At 37.0% G+C, this 17,582-nt stretch carries 15 protein-coding genes and 1 other RNA gene; 14 read left to right on the top strand and 2 right to left on the bottom strand.

Features of this window, described 5'->3' with window-relative positions; all coding sequences use genetic code 11:
• Window positions 1-47: 47 nt before the first annotated feature.
• The 3 genes from asnS (at window position 48) to nth (ending at window position 2,692) form a co-directional block, all read left to right on the top strand.
• On the top strand, window positions 48-1,346 hold the full coding sequence (asnS, locus tag J3U54_RS05105; protein ID WP_220221146.1) for an asparagine--tRNA ligase: 1,299 nt from the start codon (window positions 48-50) through the stop codon (window positions 1,344-1,346).
• 77 nt (window positions 1,347-1,423) lie between these two features.
• Window positions 1,424-2,065: a DnaD domain protein gene (locus tag J3U54_RS05100; RefSeq protein WP_220221145.1), complete on the top strand. Its 642-nt coding sequence runs from the start codon at window positions 1,424-1,426 to the stop codon at window positions 2,063-2,065.
• A complete protein-coding gene (gene nth / locus J3U54_RS05095) occupies window positions 2,066-2,692 on the top strand; it encodes an endonuclease III (protein WP_103751627.1) in 627 nt (208 codons plus the stop codon).
• 59 nt (window positions 2,693-2,751) lie between these two features.
• Here nth and J3U54_RS05090 read toward each other — a convergent pair whose 3' ends face one another.
• Both J3U54_RS05090 and recU read right to left on the bottom strand, forming a co-directional pair.
• Window positions 2,752-5,097 (bottom strand): transglycosylase domain-containing protein, encoded by a 2,346-nt coding sequence (locus J3U54_RS05090; RefSeq protein WP_267385325.1) that lies wholly within the window; start codon window positions 5,095-5,097, stop codon window positions 2,752-2,754.
• Window positions 5,087-5,719, bottom strand: coding sequence for a Holliday junction resolvase RecU (gene recU / locus J3U54_RS05085; RefSeq protein WP_323807530.1), 633 nt, complete (start codon window positions 5,717-5,719; stop codon window positions 5,087-5,089). Before recU ends, J3U54_RS05090 begins: the two co-directional genes overlap by 11 nt.
• A gap of 69 nt (window positions 5,720-5,788) precedes the next feature.
• Here recU and J3U54_RS05080 point away from each other — a divergent pair, with 69 nt between their 5' ends.
• The 11 genes from J3U54_RS05080 (at window position 5,789) to J3U54_RS05030 (ending at window position 17,558) form a co-directional block, all read left to right on the top strand.
• The gene (locus J3U54_RS05080; protein ID WP_103751625.1) at window positions 5,789-6,358 is read left to right on the top strand and encodes a DUF1273 domain-containing protein; all 570 of its coding nucleotides are present in this window, start codon (window positions 5,789-5,791) and stop codon (window positions 6,356-6,358) included.
• 95 nt (window positions 6,359-6,453) lie between these two features.
• Entirely contained in the window at window positions 6,454-6,888 is a 435-nt protein-coding gene (locus tag J3U54_RS05075; protein WP_103751624.1) for a DivIVA domain-containing protein, read from the top strand.
• A gap of 26 nt (window positions 6,889-6,914) precedes the next feature.
• Window positions 6,915-7,284: RNase P RNA component class B (gene rnpB / locus J3U54_RS05070), an RNA gene on the top strand.
• 68 nt (window positions 7,285-7,352) lie between these two features.
• Window positions 7,353-8,477, top strand: coding sequence for a THUMP domain-containing class I SAM-dependent RNA methyltransferase (locus J3U54_RS05065; RefSeq protein WP_220221141.1), 1,125 nt, complete (start codon window positions 7,353-7,355; stop codon window positions 8,475-8,477).
• Window positions 8,474-9,703 (top strand): metallophosphoesterase family protein, encoded by a 1,230-nt coding sequence (locus tag J3U54_RS05060; RefSeq protein WP_103751622.1) that lies wholly within the window; start codon window positions 8,474-8,476, stop codon window positions 9,701-9,703. The genes J3U54_RS05065 and J3U54_RS05060 overlap by 4 nt, the downstream gene beginning before the upstream one ends.
• 13 nt (window positions 9,704-9,716) lie before the next feature.
• A complete protein-coding gene (locus J3U54_RS05055; RefSeq protein WP_103751621.1) occupies window positions 9,717-10,055 on the top strand; it encodes an acyltransferase in 339 nt (112 codons plus the stop codon).
• A gap of 213 nt (window positions 10,056-10,268) precedes the next feature.
• Entirely contained in the window at window positions 10,269-11,945 is a 1,677-nt protein-coding gene (locus tag J3U54_RS05050) for a formate--tetrahydrofolate ligase (RefSeq protein WP_267385323.1), read from the top strand.
• Between the two features lie 8 nt (window positions 11,946-11,953).
• Window positions 11,954-12,418: a signal peptidase II gene (gene lspA, locus J3U54_RS05045; RefSeq protein WP_103751619.1), complete on the top strand. Its 465-nt coding sequence runs from the start codon at window positions 11,954-11,956 to the stop codon at window positions 12,416-12,418.
• Complete coding sequence (locus J3U54_RS05040) at window positions 12,411-13,319, top strand: RluA family pseudouridine synthase (RefSeq protein ID WP_267385321.1); 909 nt, start codon at window positions 12,411-12,413, stop codon at window positions 13,317-13,319. Before lspA ends, J3U54_RS05040 begins: the two co-directional genes overlap by 8 nt.
• A gap of 4 nt (window positions 13,320-13,323) precedes the next feature.
• Window positions 13,324-14,379 (top strand): carbamoyl phosphate synthase small subunit, encoded by a 1,056-nt coding sequence (locus tag J3U54_RS05035; RefSeq protein ID WP_267385320.1) that lies wholly within the window; start codon window positions 13,324-13,326, stop codon window positions 14,377-14,379.
• A gap of 2 nt (window positions 14,380-14,381) precedes the next feature.
• A complete protein-coding gene (locus J3U54_RS05030; RefSeq protein WP_267385319.1) occupies window positions 14,382-17,558 on the top strand; it encodes a carbamoyl phosphate synthase large subunit in 3,177 nt (1,058 codons plus the stop codon).
• The last annotated feature ends 24 nt before the right edge of the window (window positions 17,559-17,582 follow it).

The following is a 17,582-nucleotide window of genomic DNA, read 5'->3' as shown; positions in this document are numbered from 1 at the left end:
TTTGGTATTATTAAGTTGATATGATAAGGAAAGTGGAATAAAAGTTTATGACAAAATTAATTTCAATTAGAGATTGTTCAAAGCATGTTGATGAAGAAGTTCAAATGCATGTTTGGCTAACTGATAAACGGTCAAGTGGAAAAATCGTATTTTTACAGTTACGTGATGGAACTGCATTTTTCCAAGGAATAGTTAGAAAAAATGATGTTACAGATGAAGTTTTTGAAGCAGCAAAATCATTGCATCAAGAAGCTAGCTTTTACATCACAGGAACTGTTCACCAAGATGATCGTTCTCACTTCGGCTATGAAATTCAAATTTCTGATTTAAAGGTTGTCACTAATAATGAAGGCTACCCAATCGGGAATAAAGAACACGGAATTGAATTCTTGCTTGATCACCGGCACTTATGGTTGCGTAGCAGAAGACCATTTGCAATCATGCGCATTAGAAACACCATCTTTAAGGCAACGGTTGATTTCTTTGAAAACGAGGGCTTCGTTAAATTTGATGCTCCAATTTTTATGCATTCAGCTCCTGAAGGTACCACGGAGCTATTCCATACCGAATACTTTGGTGGCGATGCTTATTTATCACAATCTGGTCAGCTTTATGGTGAAGTAGGCGCTGAAGCCTTTGGTAAGATTTTCACTTTCGGTCCTACTTTTAGAGCAGAAGAATCTAAGACAAGACGTCATCTTACTGAATTTTGGATGATGGAACCTGAAATGGCCTGGATGCACCAAGATGAGTCTTTGGATATTCAAGAACGCTTTTTATCATACGTTGTTAAACAAGTCTTGGAAAACTGCGATTACGAATTAGAATTACTCGGCCGTGATAAGGAAAAACTGCGGCCTGCTGCAGAAGGTAACTATACCCGTTTATCTTATGATGATGCGGTTAAAATGCTTCAAGAAGATGGCAGAGATTTCAAGTGGGGCGATGATTTTGGTGCTCCAGACGAAGCATTCATTTCTGAAAAATTTGATCGGCCATTTTTCATTGTTAATTACCCAACGGCAATTAAGCCATTCTACATGAAGAAAAATCCAGATAACCCTAAGGAATATTTATGTGCTGATGTTTTGGCTCCAGAGGGCTATGGTGAAATTATGGGTGGTTCTGAACGTGAAAGTGACTACGACACTCTGAAAGAGCAAATTAAAGAAGCCGGTCTTAAAGAAGAAAATTATGATTGGTATCTTGACTTACGTAAATATGGTAGTGTTCCTCACTCAGGCTTTGGTATGGGCTTTGAGCGTGTAATTGCTTGGATTTGCAAATTAGATCACGTTCGCGAAGCTATTCCTTTCCCAAGAATGATTAACCGGGTTAAGCCATAAATTTGCATTAACTAAATAATTAAAAAAGTTGAACTAAAATATTTTAGTTCAACTTTTTTAAAGGAGAGAAAATTATCATGCATTACAATGATTACCGAACTCTTGGATTTACAACTTTTTCCAATGGTTTATTAGCTTATTATCCGCAACTTAAAATTAGTGACTCTGAAATAATCTTAATTATGCAACTTGAATTATTTGCTCAAAAAGGTGAAAATTTTCCCTCTAACGAACAGATCGCTGCTAACACTAATTTTTCTTCAGCCGAAATCGCTGATATTATTCAGCGCCTAATTGAAAAAAATTACTTGGCAATTGACCAAGTCACTGATAAGAAGGGCCGGATTGGCAATCAATTTAATCTGGACCAATTATATATAAAACTCGATGAGTTGTTAGCCAAGAATGTTTTGCCTAATGCTGAAGAAGGAGTAACTGAAAGCAGCTCTTCAACTGTTGATAATAGTCCGTTAAACCAGTTAATGCGGCAATTTGAAATTGAATTTGGCCGTTATCTTAGTCCAATCGAACGAGAAGAGGTTGCTGCTTGGTTGAATGTTGATCATTATGATCCGGAAATTATCAAGTTGGCGTTAAGAGAGGCTGTATTGTCGCAAGCATATAGTTTAAAGTATGTTGACCGCGTGCTTCTTAACTGGCAGCGGCACAACCTAAAAACAACAAGTGAAGTGCAAAAATTTTTACAAAGGAACCGTTAAATGCCTGAAAAATTATTAAGTACAGCAGAAGCAAGAAAAGTCTTGCGTGCCATAAACGAGATGTACCCTGATGCAAAAAGTGAATTGATTTGGGATAATAAATTTCATTTACTTTGCGCCGTGTTAATGAGTGCTCAAACGACTGATAAAATGGTTAACAGAATCATGCCGAAATTTATTGCGGATTATCCAGATCCAAGCTCTTTAGCTCAAGCATCAATTACCGATATTGAGCACCATATTTCAAAAATTGGCCTCTATCATTCTAAGGCCAAGCACTTAAAAGAAACCGCCCAAATTTTGGTGGACAAATTTGCTGGTCAAATTCCTGAAGATAAGAAAACGTTAGTGACATTGCCCGGAGTGGGCGAGAAGACTGCTAATGTAGTTTTAGCTGACGGCTTTGGTGTACCGGCTATTGCTGTTGATACACATGTTTCCCGAATCTCAAAAAGATTTCATATCGTACCGCAAAATGCTAAGCCACTGGAAATTGAAAAACGACTAGAAGAAATATTACCAAAAAGCGAGTGGATCCACACTCATCACGCAATGATTTTATTTGGTCGTTATTCTATGACAGCAAGAGATAAAGAAGATCCATATTCATATTTAAAAAAACAATAACACCGCATACAAAAATGCCATAGCTGTAAATTAGCTATGGCATTTTTATTTTTTAATTATTAATGATCATGTTCGCCGTCATTAGCCGGATTGTTATTGCCTTCATGATTATCAGAATTTTCGTTTGAATTTGAATGAGAGCTGTCATTATCATGATTATTTGGTTTATTTTCCGGTGAATTATTACCATTATTTGTCTGATCACGATCATGGCCAGCATCATTTTTATTTTCATCAGACTGTGATTCGGTTGGTCTCTTTTTACGGGTAATAGTTCTGTTTTGCTCGTTATAATTACTCTGAGTTGAATTGCTGCCAGTCTGTTCCTCAGAACTATCATAATCACTACTATCATCAACAATTCCCGCTGGAGCATGCCCACGAACAAACAGTTGCCATTCACCAGTTGAAGAAACAACAGGAGGATTAGAATTTTTAATTATTCTAGCTCTAATGACTGAATTTGGTTTTTGCCAATCAACATTTTCTTTATTGCTCATAAGATAGGACATCATATTTTTATAAAGCAATTGAGCAGATTGCTGGCCAATACCAGAAATAGTTCCATCCTTTAAGTTATCATAGCCTGTCCAAACTCCCATTGAATAACTCTGAGTGTAACCAACAAACCATGAATCTTTAGGAGTTGCGCCATAACCTGGGTAATGAGCTAATTCCTCGTCGGAATATTTAACAGAACCAGTTTTACCAGCGTGGTATAGACCTCTGATTTGTGCATTTCTCCCAGAACCATGCTTGATAACACCCTTTAACATATCAGTGATCATATAAGCAGTAGCTTTACTCATTACCCGAATTCCTTCGGAGTCATAGTTTCTCACTAAACCGTCAGGTGTTTCAATTTTGGAAACAAATTGTGGTTTGTGGTAAATCCCCATTGTGGCAAAAGCACCATATGCACCTGCCATTTGTAGGCTCGATGCGTCTACACCAATACCCACGGATAAACCTGCAGTCTTTGGCACATTAATATCCATTTGCCGGGCAAACCTGGAGGCACGTCTGATACCAACTTCTTTTAGAGTTTTAATAGCAGGAACATTTCTAGATTGCTCCAATGCATGTCGCATAGTCATCTTGCCTTCATACTTATTATCCCAATCATAAAGCTGGATACTAGTTCCAGGATAATAATACTTACTGTCATCTAGCACTTTAGACGTGGACCAGTTTAAATATTCAATTGCTGGACCATAATCAAGAACGGGTTTTATTGAAGAACCGGTAGAGCGACTAGTTTGAACTGCTCGATCAAGACCTAATTGAACCGTTGACGGAATATGCCGGCCACCAATTATTGCTACAACATGGCCATTACTTGGATCTACTACCGTAGCGCCCACCTGCATAGTATCGCTAGTAAATGGTACTTGACCATTATTTGCTAATTCATAAAGCTTTCTTTGGGCTTTTTGATTAATGTTTAATGTGATCTTTAAGTTGTCACGGTAGGGGTCAAAGCCCTTATTTTTAACTTCTTGAACTGCTTCCTTGATATAAGGATCATCAATTTTACGAATATTTGACTGATTCTTTTGTTGATGTGGTTTTAGGCCCTTTTTGATACTTTCTTTTCGTGCTTGATTATACTGGACTTTAGTAATTTTTTTATTATCAAGCATAGCCTGTAAAACAATGTCACGCCGATATTTGGCATATTTAGGATAAAGGTATGGGTTATAAATAGTTGGTCTGTTAGGCATTCCAGCCAAAAGCGCAGTTTGCGATAGATCTAATTCCCCAATTTTCTTACCATAATAATAATTAGCAGCCGTACCGATACCATAATTACCATAATTCATATAAACTTTATTAATGTAGAATTCTAGAATTTCATCATGGGTATATTCACGCTGAACACGCATTGCTAACCAAGCTTCTTGTGCTTTTCTTTTTAAAGTTCTTTGTGACGTATCGGTGGAGAACACGCTAAGTTTAACGAGTTGCTGCGTAATTGTTGATCCTCCAGCAGAAATACTTTGATTCTTTGCATTGCTTAGAATCGAACCGACAATTCTGATTGGGTCAATTCCCAATTTATCCTTGTAAAAGCGCTTATCTTCGACAGAAACAATTGCATCTTTTAACAATTGCATGTCTGGACTATCTTTAGCATAGATTCTTTTTTCCGTACCAAGTGATATTAAAAATTTACCGCTTGAGGTATAAAAGGCCGTAGAACCGCCACTTTCAAGACTAGCCCTACTAATGTTAGGCGCATCTTTAGCATAATATGCAAAAAGACCAACACCGGAAAGAAATAATAGAAAAATAGCCATCAAGAGCAATTTAACTACACGTTTCCACCTTGGCTTAGGTAAATTCTCGCGGTAATTTTTTCGTGATTCGCGTCCATTGTTTGAATTATAATTTCTATTTGCCATTATTCAATTTCCTATCTGCGATAAAATGATCTACAGCTTTTAAATATGGTAAGGTAGGTTGAAAGCCACTTTTAATTTCAATTGACCATTTTTCAACTTCTTTTAACGTGACCGAGCTTTTGTCCTTGTCCCACCATGCTTGAATAATTTTACTGGCTGGCGTTACGAAATACCTATTTAAAACTGTAAAACCAATAATGGTAAAACAAATTCCTTTTTGTTTTAAGCACTGTTCTAAGTGAATAATTTGGTGCTCATGAAAATTTTTTAACGGAAAATTTGTTTTATTTTTAGTTTCTTTAGCCTCAAAGTCTAAATAATAACCTTGATATACTCCATTATAGTCCGTTGTTGATTCTTGGCGAAAATAAGCTTCTTTAATAACTGCTCGTGATCTTTTCGGATAATCTACCTTAACAATTTGGATTGGTGTTGGTTTTTTATGCACTACCGCAATCTCTTTAATGCGATAAAATTTATTTGATTCGTTAATCATCTGCTCAAGATTCATTCCTCGATCAGAAAAATTAACATTTTCACGATGAATGTACTTTTTCCTGATTTTTGGTTCTTCAGCAGCTTTACGATATGCGGCAGAACTACCGCTTGGATATTTGACCATCATTCTCACTCCTGTTAGCATTATAACAATAAAGGAAAAGTTTTTGAACAAGGAGCTATCTCTTCCAATATGCAACGACTATGGGTCACGGGGTACCGCAATTATGAACTAAACGCCTTTGGCGAAAAAGATCCTAAAATAAAAATTATTAAGTTCGTTATAGAAAAGCGTTTAACAGAAATGTTAGAAGATGGACAACTCGATTGGGTAATCACCGGGGCAAATCTTGGTGTTGAACAGTGGGCTAGTGAGGTTGCCGTTGAATTAAGGCAAAAATACCCCTTAAGAGTTTCAATGATTATTCCTTATGAGGAATTTGCATCTAGGTGGAACGAAAATAACAAAGCTAAATTTTTAAGCCTCAAAAATCAGGTCGACTTTTTTGCTGCAACTTCAAATAAGCCTTATCAAAGCCCTGTGCAATTAAGGAATTATCAAAATTTTATGTTGATGCACACTGACAGCGCATTAATGGTTTATGATTTAGAAAGTCCTGGCAAACCTAAGTTTGATTATAATTTAATCAAAAAATACCAGGAAGCCAATAATTATCCACTAGAATTAATTGATTTTTATGATCTTCAAGATGCTGCTGAGGAATACCAGTCTGAACAGGAAGGAAATACCTTTGACGAATAATTTCTAAAGCTTTTTCTAAACTTATCTTTTCTGTTTTAAGAACCGGTGCTTTTTGCTAGAATAAACTAGGGAATTATAAAGGAGTTGTCATCATTATGGCAGATTTAAAAGACATTAAACTATCCACGCAGGATATATTAAAAAAACAATTCAGAACCAAGGTTAAAGGCATTGATCCAGACGAAGTTGATGCTTTTTTGGACCAGGTGATTGCCGATTATGATACTTTTGAACAAATTATTGAGGATTTATACGGCCAAATTGGCAAATTACAAGGCCAATTAATGGACGATCAACACAAGCAAAGCGCTGTTCAATTGCAAAAGACTAGGAGAATAACCCCAGTTAATACTGAAGAAACAGTAAAGACATACACTCCTAGCCAAGGCCGCGACAACACATTCAGCTCACTAAACAGTGATTCACAAACTGAAAGTTCAACGAACATGGCAATAATTCAACGCATTTCAACTCTGGAACGCAAAGTCTATAATCTAGAACAACGAGTTTATGGGTTACAAAAGGACTAAGCTCTGGTATAATTTTTAATGGTGCAAATTTTGAGCAGTCGCGGTTTGGTCTATTATTGACTGAGCTGAGGAAAGTCCACGCACGCACAGGCTGCGAAGCTTGTAGTGTTCGTATTTAGCCCAATAAGCTAAAGAATTGGTTACAATTACGGCGAAAAAAGTGCTAAGTCATTTTTGATATGCATGATTATTCTGAAAAGTGCCACAGTGACGAAGCTTGAGCGGAAACGCTCTTGGTGGAACGAGGTAAACCCTGCGAGCGTGCAACCCAAATTTGGTGGGGGCGTCTCAACCTAGGGAATTGAACTAAAGGTTGGATTGCTATTAATAGCAAAGATAGATGGCTGCTAAAGGTAATTTGGCCAAAATTACTGGAACAGAACGTGGCTTATAAAAATTTGCACTGGCAGCGTTGAGCTTTTCAAAGGGCTCAACGCTTTTTTTAAAGAATGAAAGAAGTAATAATGAAGCAATATCAACTATATACGACAATGGGAGCAGGCTTTGAGAGCGTTGTTGCCAAAGAATTACAGTCGTTAGGTTACCAAACACAGACAGAAAACGGTCGGGTCTTTTTTAAAGGCGATCAGGCAGATATTGTTAAAACCAATCTCTGGCTTAGAACTGCTGATCGGGTAAAAATTTTACTTAAAGAATTCCGAGCATTAGATTTCGATACTCTTTACAATCAAGTATATGATATTGATTGGGCAGAACTTTTACCTGTTGATGCCAAATTCCCAGTTCAGGGAAGGGCAGTTCGATCTAAATTACATTCAGAACCAGGCATACAGTCGATTGTCAAAAAAGCAATTGTCAATAAGATGTCAGATCAATACCATCGCCGTGGATTTTTACCGGAAAGTGGTAATGAGTATCCGCTAGATATTCATATTTATAAAGATGTTGCGCGAATTTCTCTTGACACTACTGGTGCCAGTTTATTTAAACGGGGATACCGAATTGAGCATGGTGGTGCACCGCTAAAAGAAAATTTTGGTGCTTCCTTAATTAAACTGACACCTTATGATGGTAGTCATCCGTTAATTGATCCAATGACTGGTTCCGGAACTTTGGCAATTGAAGCCGCATTAATTGGCAGAAATATTGCGCCAGGTTCTTGGCGTAAATTTGCTTTTGATGGCTTTGATTGGTTTGATCAATCTTTGCATGAGGAAGCTGTAGAAGAAGCGCGCACGCAAGTAAAACCACTTGAGCAACCAATTTGGGCTTGTGATATTGATCAGTCAATTTTAGAAATTGCTAAATTAAATGCCAATAATGCTGGCGTTTTGCAAGACATTTATTTTAAACAGGTCGCTGTAAAAGATTTTGCTACTGATTTGAAAAATGGTGTGATTATTGCAAATCCACCTTATGGTAAGCGATTAAAAGAAAAGAAATCCGCTGAAGAGTTATACCAGCAGATGGGCGAGGCCTTGCTCAAATATGATGACTTTAGTCAATATTATTTAGTCGGTGATCCCCTTTTTGAAGAATTTTTTGGTAAAAAAGCGACCAAAAAACGGAAGCTGTTTAACGGCAATTTGCGGGTTGATTTCTATCAATATTGGGCAAAGAAAAAATGATTACTGACAAGTTAAACACTGAATTTTGGATTATTACTGACACTCATTTGATTGCAGATTGTCTCCATGATGATAAAACGGCCTTTCAAGAAATTCAAAAAACCAGTCAAGGTAAAGACCTGGCCTACCAAGAAATAGCGCTTAGTGCCTTTTGCCAACTGGTTAATGATAAAAAGCCAGCCGCAATCATTGTGACGGGTGACGTCACTTTTAACGGTGAATTATTGTCAGCCAAAAAATTCCAAGAAATATTTAGTGCTTTAACTGCAACGAGATTACTTGTCATTCCGGGCAATCATGATATTTATGATGGATGGGCACGGATTTTCAAAGAAGAACAGCAGCTTTATACCGAGCAGATTAGTCCAACCGATTGGAAAAGGATTTTTAGTTCATCTTATGAATGTGCTCTCAGTCAAGACCATTATTCTCTTGGCTATAGTGTCCAGCTTAATCCGCAATACTTATTGTTACTTTTAGATTCCAATATTTACGGCAAGCGTGAAGCAATCGGTGCTCCTCCGACTGAAGGACAAATTAGCGAAGAGCAAATTGTTTGGTTAGAAAAACAGCTTACTTATACAAAAAAGCATCATTTGCGACCGCTACTTTTTATGCATCACAATCTTTATGTTCATAATCCTGCAGTTAACCGTGGCTTTGTGTTAAATAATGCACCTTTACTGCGGCAACTATGTAAAGATTATGACATTAAAGCAGCCTTTTCTGGGCATATTCATGCGCAAAATATCGTTGGTCCGCAAGACAGAACACCAACGACTGAAATCGTAACTTCAAGCTTTTGCTCTTACGACCAAGCATATGGCATTGTTAAGCTGGACCCAACTTCTTTAACTTATCAGCGACAGACATTTGAAATGACGCCGTATTTAAGCGCTGAACAGCGCCAGAATCCGTTACTAACTAATTTTCACCAATATTTAAAAAATATTCAGCTACGTAATCTCAGTACGAATTCAAAGCAGAAAGATTCTTTGGCTAATCAAAAATCATCTAGACTGAACAAAATAAATCAATTGTTTATTGAAATGAATTATAACTACTTTACCGGACACAACCATCTTAGTGAAAAGCAGCTACATGATTTATATGCTTCGCCTGAATTTAAAGCATTGGTGGCCGATCATCCCCGTTTTAGTAAATATTTAAAAACTCTTTATGATACGACCGATCACAGTAATTTATCTGTCAAACTTAATTATTAATTGAGAAGGTTTTATGAAAAAAAAGCATTTTATGATCTTAGGTAGAGTAGGCTTAATTTATTACAGTTGGCTATTAGTAGTGCTTTTTCTCTGCTTAATTTTCGCTTATGAGAGTACAAAAGCTATTAATTGGCCCGCAATTATCACAGGAATACTTTTCTTTTTACTGGTGTTATACACCTACTTCAATTCTTATTGGCAAAATAATTGCTTAAAGTTACCATTTAAGCGAAAAATTAATGAAAACAAGCAACCTCAACTGATTAGCCGTTTCAACTGGTTAACAATTTATCAAGTTAAGGTAACTGAATTAGAAAAATACCTATTATTGCGCATCGAAAAACAAAATTAAACAACAATTATTTATTAGTGTCGATTAATTCTATATTGAAACTAAAATTTGTCACCAGATATCTATTAAAAAGTATTTATGGGGAAAAATTTGGTATAATTGAACCTGATTAATAAAAAGGTGGGACCTAAATTCTAATATGAAAAGGCAAATAACTAAAATGACAATATAAAATTATTCATTAACTAAATTAAATAGAAAGAGGCATGCGCAATGAAAACAGATATTCAAATTGCACAAGAAGCTCACGCATTACCTATCAAAGAAATTGCAGCAAAAGTTGGTTTAAGCGAAAATGACCTTGAACCTTATGGTTTTGATAAGGCCAAAATCAATTGGCAAGCTATTAACAAGACAATGGCTAACGGTCATTTGGGCAAGTTGATTTTAGTGACATCTATTTCCCCAACACCAGCAGGTGAGGGTAAATCCACCATGACTATTGGTCTGGGGGACGCTATCAATAATCAATTGCATCAAAAAACCATGATTGCTTTGCGCGAGCCCTCAATGGGACCTGTATTTGGACTTAAAGGCGGCGCTACTGGCGGAGGCCAAGCGCAAGTAATTCCAATGGAAGATATCAATTTACATTTTACAGGTGACATGCATGCACTGACCGCCGCTATTGATACTTTAGCAGCTTTGGTTGATAACTATATCTACCAGGGTAATGAAATCGGACTTGATCCAAATCGAATTGTGCTAAAGCGCGGAATTGATGTTAACGATCGCAGTTTGCGCAATATTACTGTTGGCCAAGGATCAAAGTTTAACGGTGTTGAACACCAATCAAGCTTTGCAATTACAGTAGCAAATGAATTAATGGCTATTTTATGTTTAGCCACTGATATTGATGATCTTAAAAAGCGAATTGGCTTAATGTTAGTTGGTTACACTAAAGATGATCAACCAGTTTTCGTTAAGGACTTGAAATTCGAAGGCGCGATTGCAGCATTATTATCAAATGCTTTGAAGCCTAACTTAGTTCAAACAATTGAACACACACCAGCCTTAGTTCATGGTGGTCCTTTTGCCAATATTGCTCACGGTGCCAATACAGTTATGGCTACTAACTTAGCATTGCATCTTAGTGACTACACGTTGACAGAAGCCGGTTTTGGTAGCGATTTAGGCGGTCAAAAATTTATGGATTTTGTCTCTAAGCACTTAGAACGAAAGCCTGATGCGAGTGTAGTAGTCGCTACTGTCCGTGCCTTGAAGTATCAAGCTGAAGGTACAACTGATCATTTAGATGAAGAAAATCTTGCTGCTTTACGTACTGGATTTAAAAATCTTGAACAGCATATGAATAATATGCGCAATTATCATGTACCTGTAATTGTTTTGATCAACCACTTCACCACCGATACACCAGCGGAATTAGCTTTGCTGCAGAAACTGGTCAAAGAGCAGGGAATTGATGCAATTGTCGTTGATTACCATGAGCAAGGCTCAAAGGGTGGCGTTGAGGCTGCCAAAGCAGTAGTCGATCTTGCTAATTCTGGTCAAGCTCAGTTAGAAACAACATACAGCGAAAGTGATCCGGTTAAGACTAAGATTGAGAAAGTCGCTAAAAAGATCTATCACGCTAAAGACGTTGAATACAGCGATAAGGCCGAAAAAGATATTCAAGAACTAGAGAAAATTGGTAAAGATAAATTACCTGTTATTATTGCCAAAACGCAATACTCATTTACTGACAATCAAAAGCTTTTGGGTGCACCAACTGATTTCACCTTGCATGTTAAGGGTGCAAGTTTAAAGAACGGTGCTGGGTTCATTGTAATTACGACTGGTCATGTTTTAGACATGCCGGGTTTACCAAAACATCCCGCTGCTCTTGATATTGACGTTGATAATAACGGAAAAATAAGTGGTTTATTCTAAAAATATTTATGCAATTTTTATACTTAATTATTCCTATAATTGTTGTTTGTTTAGATCAAGGCTTAAAATTTTTCATTGCCAATAACTATGCCCTTGGAGAGGTTCACCAGATTATTCCGGGTATCTTATCTTTTAATTATCTTCAAAATGAGGGTGCCGCTTGGAACATTTTGCCTGGACAAATGTGGCTATTTTACATTATTAGTGTAGTAGCTATTTTGGTTTGTCTCTATTACCTTTTTAGACACCAAAAGCAGGGTAAGCTTTTTGATGTTGGTATTAGCATGGTTTTAGGGGGTATTCTCGGTAACTTGATTGATCGGATCCATTTAAAATATGTGATCGATATGATCCAAGTTGATTTTATTCATTTTAATATTTTTAACGTGGCTGATTCTGCAATTACTATCGGAATTATCCTAGTATTTATCTACCTAATCTTTTTCGATGAAAGTGATGAAGAACATGACTGAAAATTATCTTTTACAGGTAAAAAATGAGAACACGAGGCTGGATAAATTTATTGCAGAGAAAATCAGTTCTTTATCACGTACACGAATTAAAGAACTGATTAAGGAAAAGCACGTTTTGGTTAATGACAAAAAAGAGAAAACTTCTTATCAGGTTCATGAGGGCGATGAAATCAAAGTCACTGTTCCAGCACTGAAGCCACTTTCTGTTGAACCAGAGAATATTCCACTTGCAATTGTCTATGAAGATGATGACGTAATTGTGGTTAATAAGCCTCAAGGAATGGTCGTTCACCCTTCAGTAGGTCATCCCGACCATACACTAGTCAACGCGCTTTTATATCATACCAAGGATTTAGCAGCTAGCCCCGAGGGTTTTCGTCCGGGGATTGTTCACCGCATTGATAAGGATACTTCTGGCTTGTTAATGATTGCTAAAAATGCCAATGCACGTACAAGTTTGGAGCAACAATTGGCAAATAAAAGTAATAAACGCCTATATCTTGCAATTGTTCATGGTAATTTTACCGAAGATTCCGGTCTAATTGATGCCCCGATTGGGCGAGACCATTATAACCGTAAAAAAATGGCAGTAGTTGAAAACGGCAAAGACGCTATAACCCATTTCAAGGTTTTAGAACAGTTTAACGGCTACAGCTTAATTCAATGTCAGCTTGAAACAGGTCGAACGCATCAAATTAGAGTCCATTTAGCTTACATTGGGCATCCCGTCGCTGGCGATCCATTGTACGGACCACAGCACACATTGAAGGGGCACGGGCAATTTTTACATGCACAGGTTTTAGGCTTTACGCAACCGGCATCGCAAAAATGGCTTGAATTTTCGATTGATCCACCACAAATTTTTGAACAGCGATTATCTGAACTAAGAGAAACTAAGTGATGATATGAAAAGATATTTGATTCTCGAAGACGGTAGTTCATTTCTAGGAGAGGGGTTAGGCTCATCAATTATTTCAACCGGTGAATTAGCAATTCAAACCGGTAATTTTGGTTATCAAGAAGCTCTAACTGATCCTACAAATGCGGGTAGAATTTTGGTTTTTACTGCACCAATGATTGGTGGTAACGGGATTAATGCTATTGATTATGAAAGCATTAATCCCACCGTTAAAGGAATTATTGCCAATGATGTTGCGCGGAATATTTCCGATAGTGAGAATTTCCAGGATTTAGATTCTTTTTTAAAAGAAAAAAATATTCCTGCTATTTATAACATCGATACCCGAGCTTTGGTGCACCGGCTTAATAAAGAGAAAACGATTAAGGCTTCCATCATGGATACTAATGATGAGCATGCTTTTGATCAGATTAAGGCTCTTGTTTTACCAAAGAATCGGTCCGCAAATGTGTCAACGAAGAATGCCTACGCAGTTCCAAATGTCGGCAAAACAGTTGCCGTTATTGATCTTGGGCTCAAACACTCGATGCTGCGGGAATTATCTCTTAGAAAAATCAACGCCACCGTTTTACCGTATGATGTTTCCGTCCCGGATATTAAAAATCTTCGTCCTGAAGGAATCATTATTTCTGGTGGCCCCGGCAAAGTTGAAGAAGTTGCCGCTAATCTCAAACATATCTTTGATACCTTTTTTGGTAATTATCCCATATGGGGTATTGGACTAGGATTTTTGGCTCTTAGTTCATATTTAAACTTTGAATTAATAAAATTGCCAGAGGCATTTAACGGGACCAATTATCCGGTTATTGAGCAGAATTCCAATCGTATTTGGCAGACGGCCATGAATATTGACCAGCTTGTTTTACCTAACAGTGTCCAAATGGAAATGAAGCAAGAATATTATGACTTGCACAGTGAACTTTTGGCTGGTTTCAGTAATAAGAAAAGCAAAGTAATTGCAACAGCTTTTAATGCTGAAGGGGCACCAGGAAGCTTAGATGCACTCGAAATTTTCGATGATTTTGTAAAGATGATGGTGTAATTATGCCTTTAGAAAACGACTTAAATAAAGTATTAATTATCGGTTCTGGGCCAACTTTGATAGGTAATGTTTCGGAAACGGATATCTTAATTACAGATGCGATTAAGGCTCTTTTAGAGGAAGATATTCAGGTTGTTTTGGTTAATCCTAACCCCGCAACCGTCTCAACTGACAAAAGACCACACGTAACTGTATATTTAGAGCCAATGTCATTAGACTTTCTAAAGAGAATAATTCGCATGGAAGAGCCTAATGCAATTATTTCTGCTTACGGCTCAACGATGGGAATCAAAGTTACACGTGATTTAGTTAAAGACGGTATTCTGGGAAAAATGGGAATTCGCTTACTTACTATTAACGAGCAAGCTCTCATGATTAACAACCAGCAAAAGATGACATCATTTCTTGAACAAAATCAGATTGATGTTAACCAATATTGGAAATTAACTGACTTTGACTCAACGCATTTAGAAAAACAGTTGACAGAACGAATCGTTTTTCCAGCAATGCTTATTAAAGAAGAGCATTTTTTCCATAACAAGCAACTTGTTTTTGACAGTGCGCAAGATGTGGTTGATTACCTCAAAAATGAACGACAAAATGATGATTTTTCTTATAATCAATACCGCTTAACTGAGGACTTGTCTTCATGGGAAGAAGTAATCCTTAATATCATTCGCGATAGTGACGGAAACGTTCTTTTTACCAGTTTAGCTGACACGATTGAATCAGTAGCGATTGATTCAGGTGACTCAGCGGCAGTTATGCCGGCTTTGACCCTAAATAATGATCAGGTCCAAAAACTACGAGCAATTGCGAAAAAAATTGCGGAAGGACTCAAAATAGTCGGTATCTTAAATATTCACTTTGCTGTCAAGCACCACGGAACAAAATTTACCGTTAAAGTACTAACAATTAAGCCGCGCCTTACAAGAAGTGCAATCTGGTCGCAGAGAATTGGGCTTTACAGCATGGGCTACATTGTATGCAAAGTTGCCATTGGCTATCGCCTTAACGAGATCTTTGACCCAATGTCTGGTCTAAATGCGGCAATCGAGCCTGCTCAAGATAAGGTTGCGATCAGAATGCCATTTTGGTCGTTAACCCAATCTGGTAGTAATCATTATGCCTTAGGTAATAAAATGCAGGCCAGTGGGGAAGCAATCGGCATTGGTCAAAATTTTGAATCTGCTTTTCTAAAAGGACTAGCTTCAACAATCAATGTCAAAACGGCAATTAAAGTTTTTCATGATGAAACCACTAAAGATAGAGAACAAATTATTTACGATTTAGTTCATCCAGACGAGCTTCATCTAGTTAAGCTTTTAGCAGCAATTGCTGTCGGCTTTTCTTATCAGGATTTACAAAAGATTATTAACATTCATCCAATTTATTACCAAAAATTTGAACATATTGTCAAAATTGGTCAGTCTTTGGCTACAGGGGAGCTCACAGATGAATTGTTACTTGAAGCAAAAAAACGGGGCTTTCGCAACGTACTAATTTCTGATTTAACTGGCATTCCAATTACAGCTTTAAAAAAGCGAATCGCAAAATTACATCTTAAACCTTCATATTTACAAATTGATGGGTCGGCTGGCCTACATGAGCCCCTGGTTCATGCTTACTACAGTGCTTTTGGGGTTCAAGATGAATCTGTTCCTTTAACTGCGCAAAAAAAGGTTTTAGTTATTGGTATGTTGCCATCTCAGGTTTCCGTAACCAGCGAATTTGACTACATGATTAGCCATGCAATTGATACTTTACATAATAATAATTATGCCACTGTATTGATTTCTAATAATGATGAATCCGTTGCAACACGTTTCAAAAAAGCCGATAAAATTTACTTCGAACCAATTACCGTTGAAAGTATTATTCATGTAGCTGAAAAAGAACAAATTAAAAACGTTTTGCTGCAATTTTCTGGTAAAGAGATTAATTCTTTAAGTAAAAGACTAATTGAAAATGGTTTAAACGTTTTGGGAACAGGGGATCTTAACCCTAAGAAACGAATCAGGCAAGTTCTAGAGTTACCGATGAAGACTCTTAAACAAAATCAATTAGTCACTACCGTGGATCGACTGCAGGCTAAAGAATTCATTCATGATAATGGTTTTCCAATCTTAATTGGTGGGTTTAATGATCAGGGCGTTAAGCAAAAATCTGCGGTTGTCTATGATATGCCAGCTTTACTCAAGTACTTAGAGGAAAACTTATTAGCCAAAATTACGTTATCTCATTTTATTGAAGGCAATAAATACGAGATTACTGCTATTTCTGATGGAAAAAATGTAACTGTCCCGGGAATAATTGAGCACTTAGAGCAAACAGGCTCTCATGCTTCTGATTCAATTGCCGTCTTTAAACCGCAAAATTTGTCAGACAGTGGTAGAAAGAGACTAACTTATTATGCAATTGAACTGATTAAAAAAGTCAAAATGCGGGGAATCTTTACCTTACACTTTTTAACCGTTAATCATGATATTTATCTCTTACAAATTAAGCCTTATGCTGGCCATAATGTGGCATTTTTATCGCAGGCTTTAGGTAAAGACATTACGCAATGTGCCACTGAAGTTCTAAGCGGCCAAAATTTAAGTGATTTAGGCTATCCAAATGGGCTTTGGCCATCTAATGATTTTATTTACGTTAAAATGCCCGTTTTTTCTTACATCAATTATAATAGCGATAATACCTTTGATTCTAAAATGAAATCTTCGGGTTCTGTTATGGGACGAGATACTGAATTAGCTAAGGCTCTGTTTAAGGGCTACGAAGCAAGTGGTCTGCGTATCCCAAGCTATGGAACAATTTTTATTTCTGTTCGTGATGAAGATAAAGCGAAAATGACCGAACTAGCGCAACGATTTTATCGCTTAGGTTTCAAAATCGTTGCCACTGAGGGAACAGCTAATAATTTTGCTGAGGCTGGCATTACAACAGGACTCGTTACTAAGGTACATTCTGATCCAAATAATTTGTTAGCCAAGATACGCCAGCGTAAGATTGTTATGGTAATCAATATCACAGATTTATCGGATACTGCTAGCGAAGACGCAATTCGGATTAGAGATGAAGCACTAAATATTCACGTACCGGTTTTCTCAAGTATCGAAACTACCGAATTGATTTTAAAAGTTTTAGAATCTCTTTCTTTAACTACACAACCAATTTAACAATTAAATATTTTTACAACAGAA

It is taken from the genome of Lactobacillus sp. B4007 (assembly GCF_026535895.1).
GTDB classification, from domain to species: domain Bacteria; phylum Bacillota; class Bacilli; order Lactobacillales; family Lactobacillaceae; genus Lactobacillus; species Lactobacillus panisapium.
This window is presented reverse-complemented; position numbering and strand designations above follow the sequence as displayed.

Coding starts and splice junctions, on each gene's coding strand:
- asnS (WP_220221146.1), top strand. CDS start 48: ATGACAAAATTAATTTCAATTAGAGATTGTTCAAAGCATGTTGATGAA.
- J3U54_RS05100 (WP_220221145.1), top strand. CDS start 1,424: ATGCATTACAATGATTACCGAACTCTTGGATTTACAACTTTTTCCAAT.
- nth (WP_103751627.1), top strand. CDS start 2,066: ATGCCTGAAAAATTATTAAGTACAGCAGAAGCAAGAAAAGTCTTGCGT.
- J3U54_RS05090 (WP_267385325.1), bottom strand. CDS start 5,097: ATGGCAAATAGAAATTATAATTCAAACAATGGACGCGAATCACGAAAA.
- recU (WP_323807530.1), bottom strand. CDS start 5,719: ATGGTCAAATATCCAAGCGGTAGTTCTGCCGCATATCGTAAAGCTGCT.
- J3U54_RS05080 (WP_103751625.1), top strand. CDS start 5,789: ATGCAACGACTATGGGTCACGGGGTACCGCAATTATGAACTAAACGCC.
- J3U54_RS05075 (WP_103751624.1), top strand. CDS start 6,454: ATGGCAGATTTAAAAGACATTAAACTATCCACGCAGGATATATTAAAA.
- J3U54_RS05065 (WP_220221141.1), top strand. CDS start 7,353: ATGAAGCAATATCAACTATATACGACAATGGGAGCAGGCTTTGAGAGC.
- J3U54_RS05060 (WP_103751622.1), top strand. CDS start 8,474: ATGATTACTGACAAGTTAAACACTGAATTTTGGATTATTACTGACACT.
- J3U54_RS05055 (WP_103751621.1), top strand. CDS start 9,717: ATGAAAAAAAAGCATTTTATGATCTTAGGTAGAGTAGGCTTAATTTAT.
- J3U54_RS05050 (WP_267385323.1), top strand. CDS start 10,269: ATGAAAACAGATATTCAAATTGCACAAGAAGCTCACGCATTACCTATC.
- lspA (WP_103751619.1), top strand. CDS start 11,954: ATGCAATTTTTATACTTAATTATTCCTATAATTGTTGTTTGTTTAGAT.
- J3U54_RS05040 (WP_267385321.1), top strand. CDS start 12,411: ATGACTGAAAATTATCTTTTACAGGTAAAAAATGAGAACACGAGGCTG.
- J3U54_RS05035 (WP_267385320.1), top strand. CDS start 13,324: ATGAAAAGATATTTGATTCTCGAAGACGGTAGTTCATTTCTAGGAGAG.
- J3U54_RS05030 (WP_267385319.1), top strand. CDS start 14,382: ATGCCTTTAGAAAACGACTTAAATAAAGTATTAATTATCGGTTCTGGG.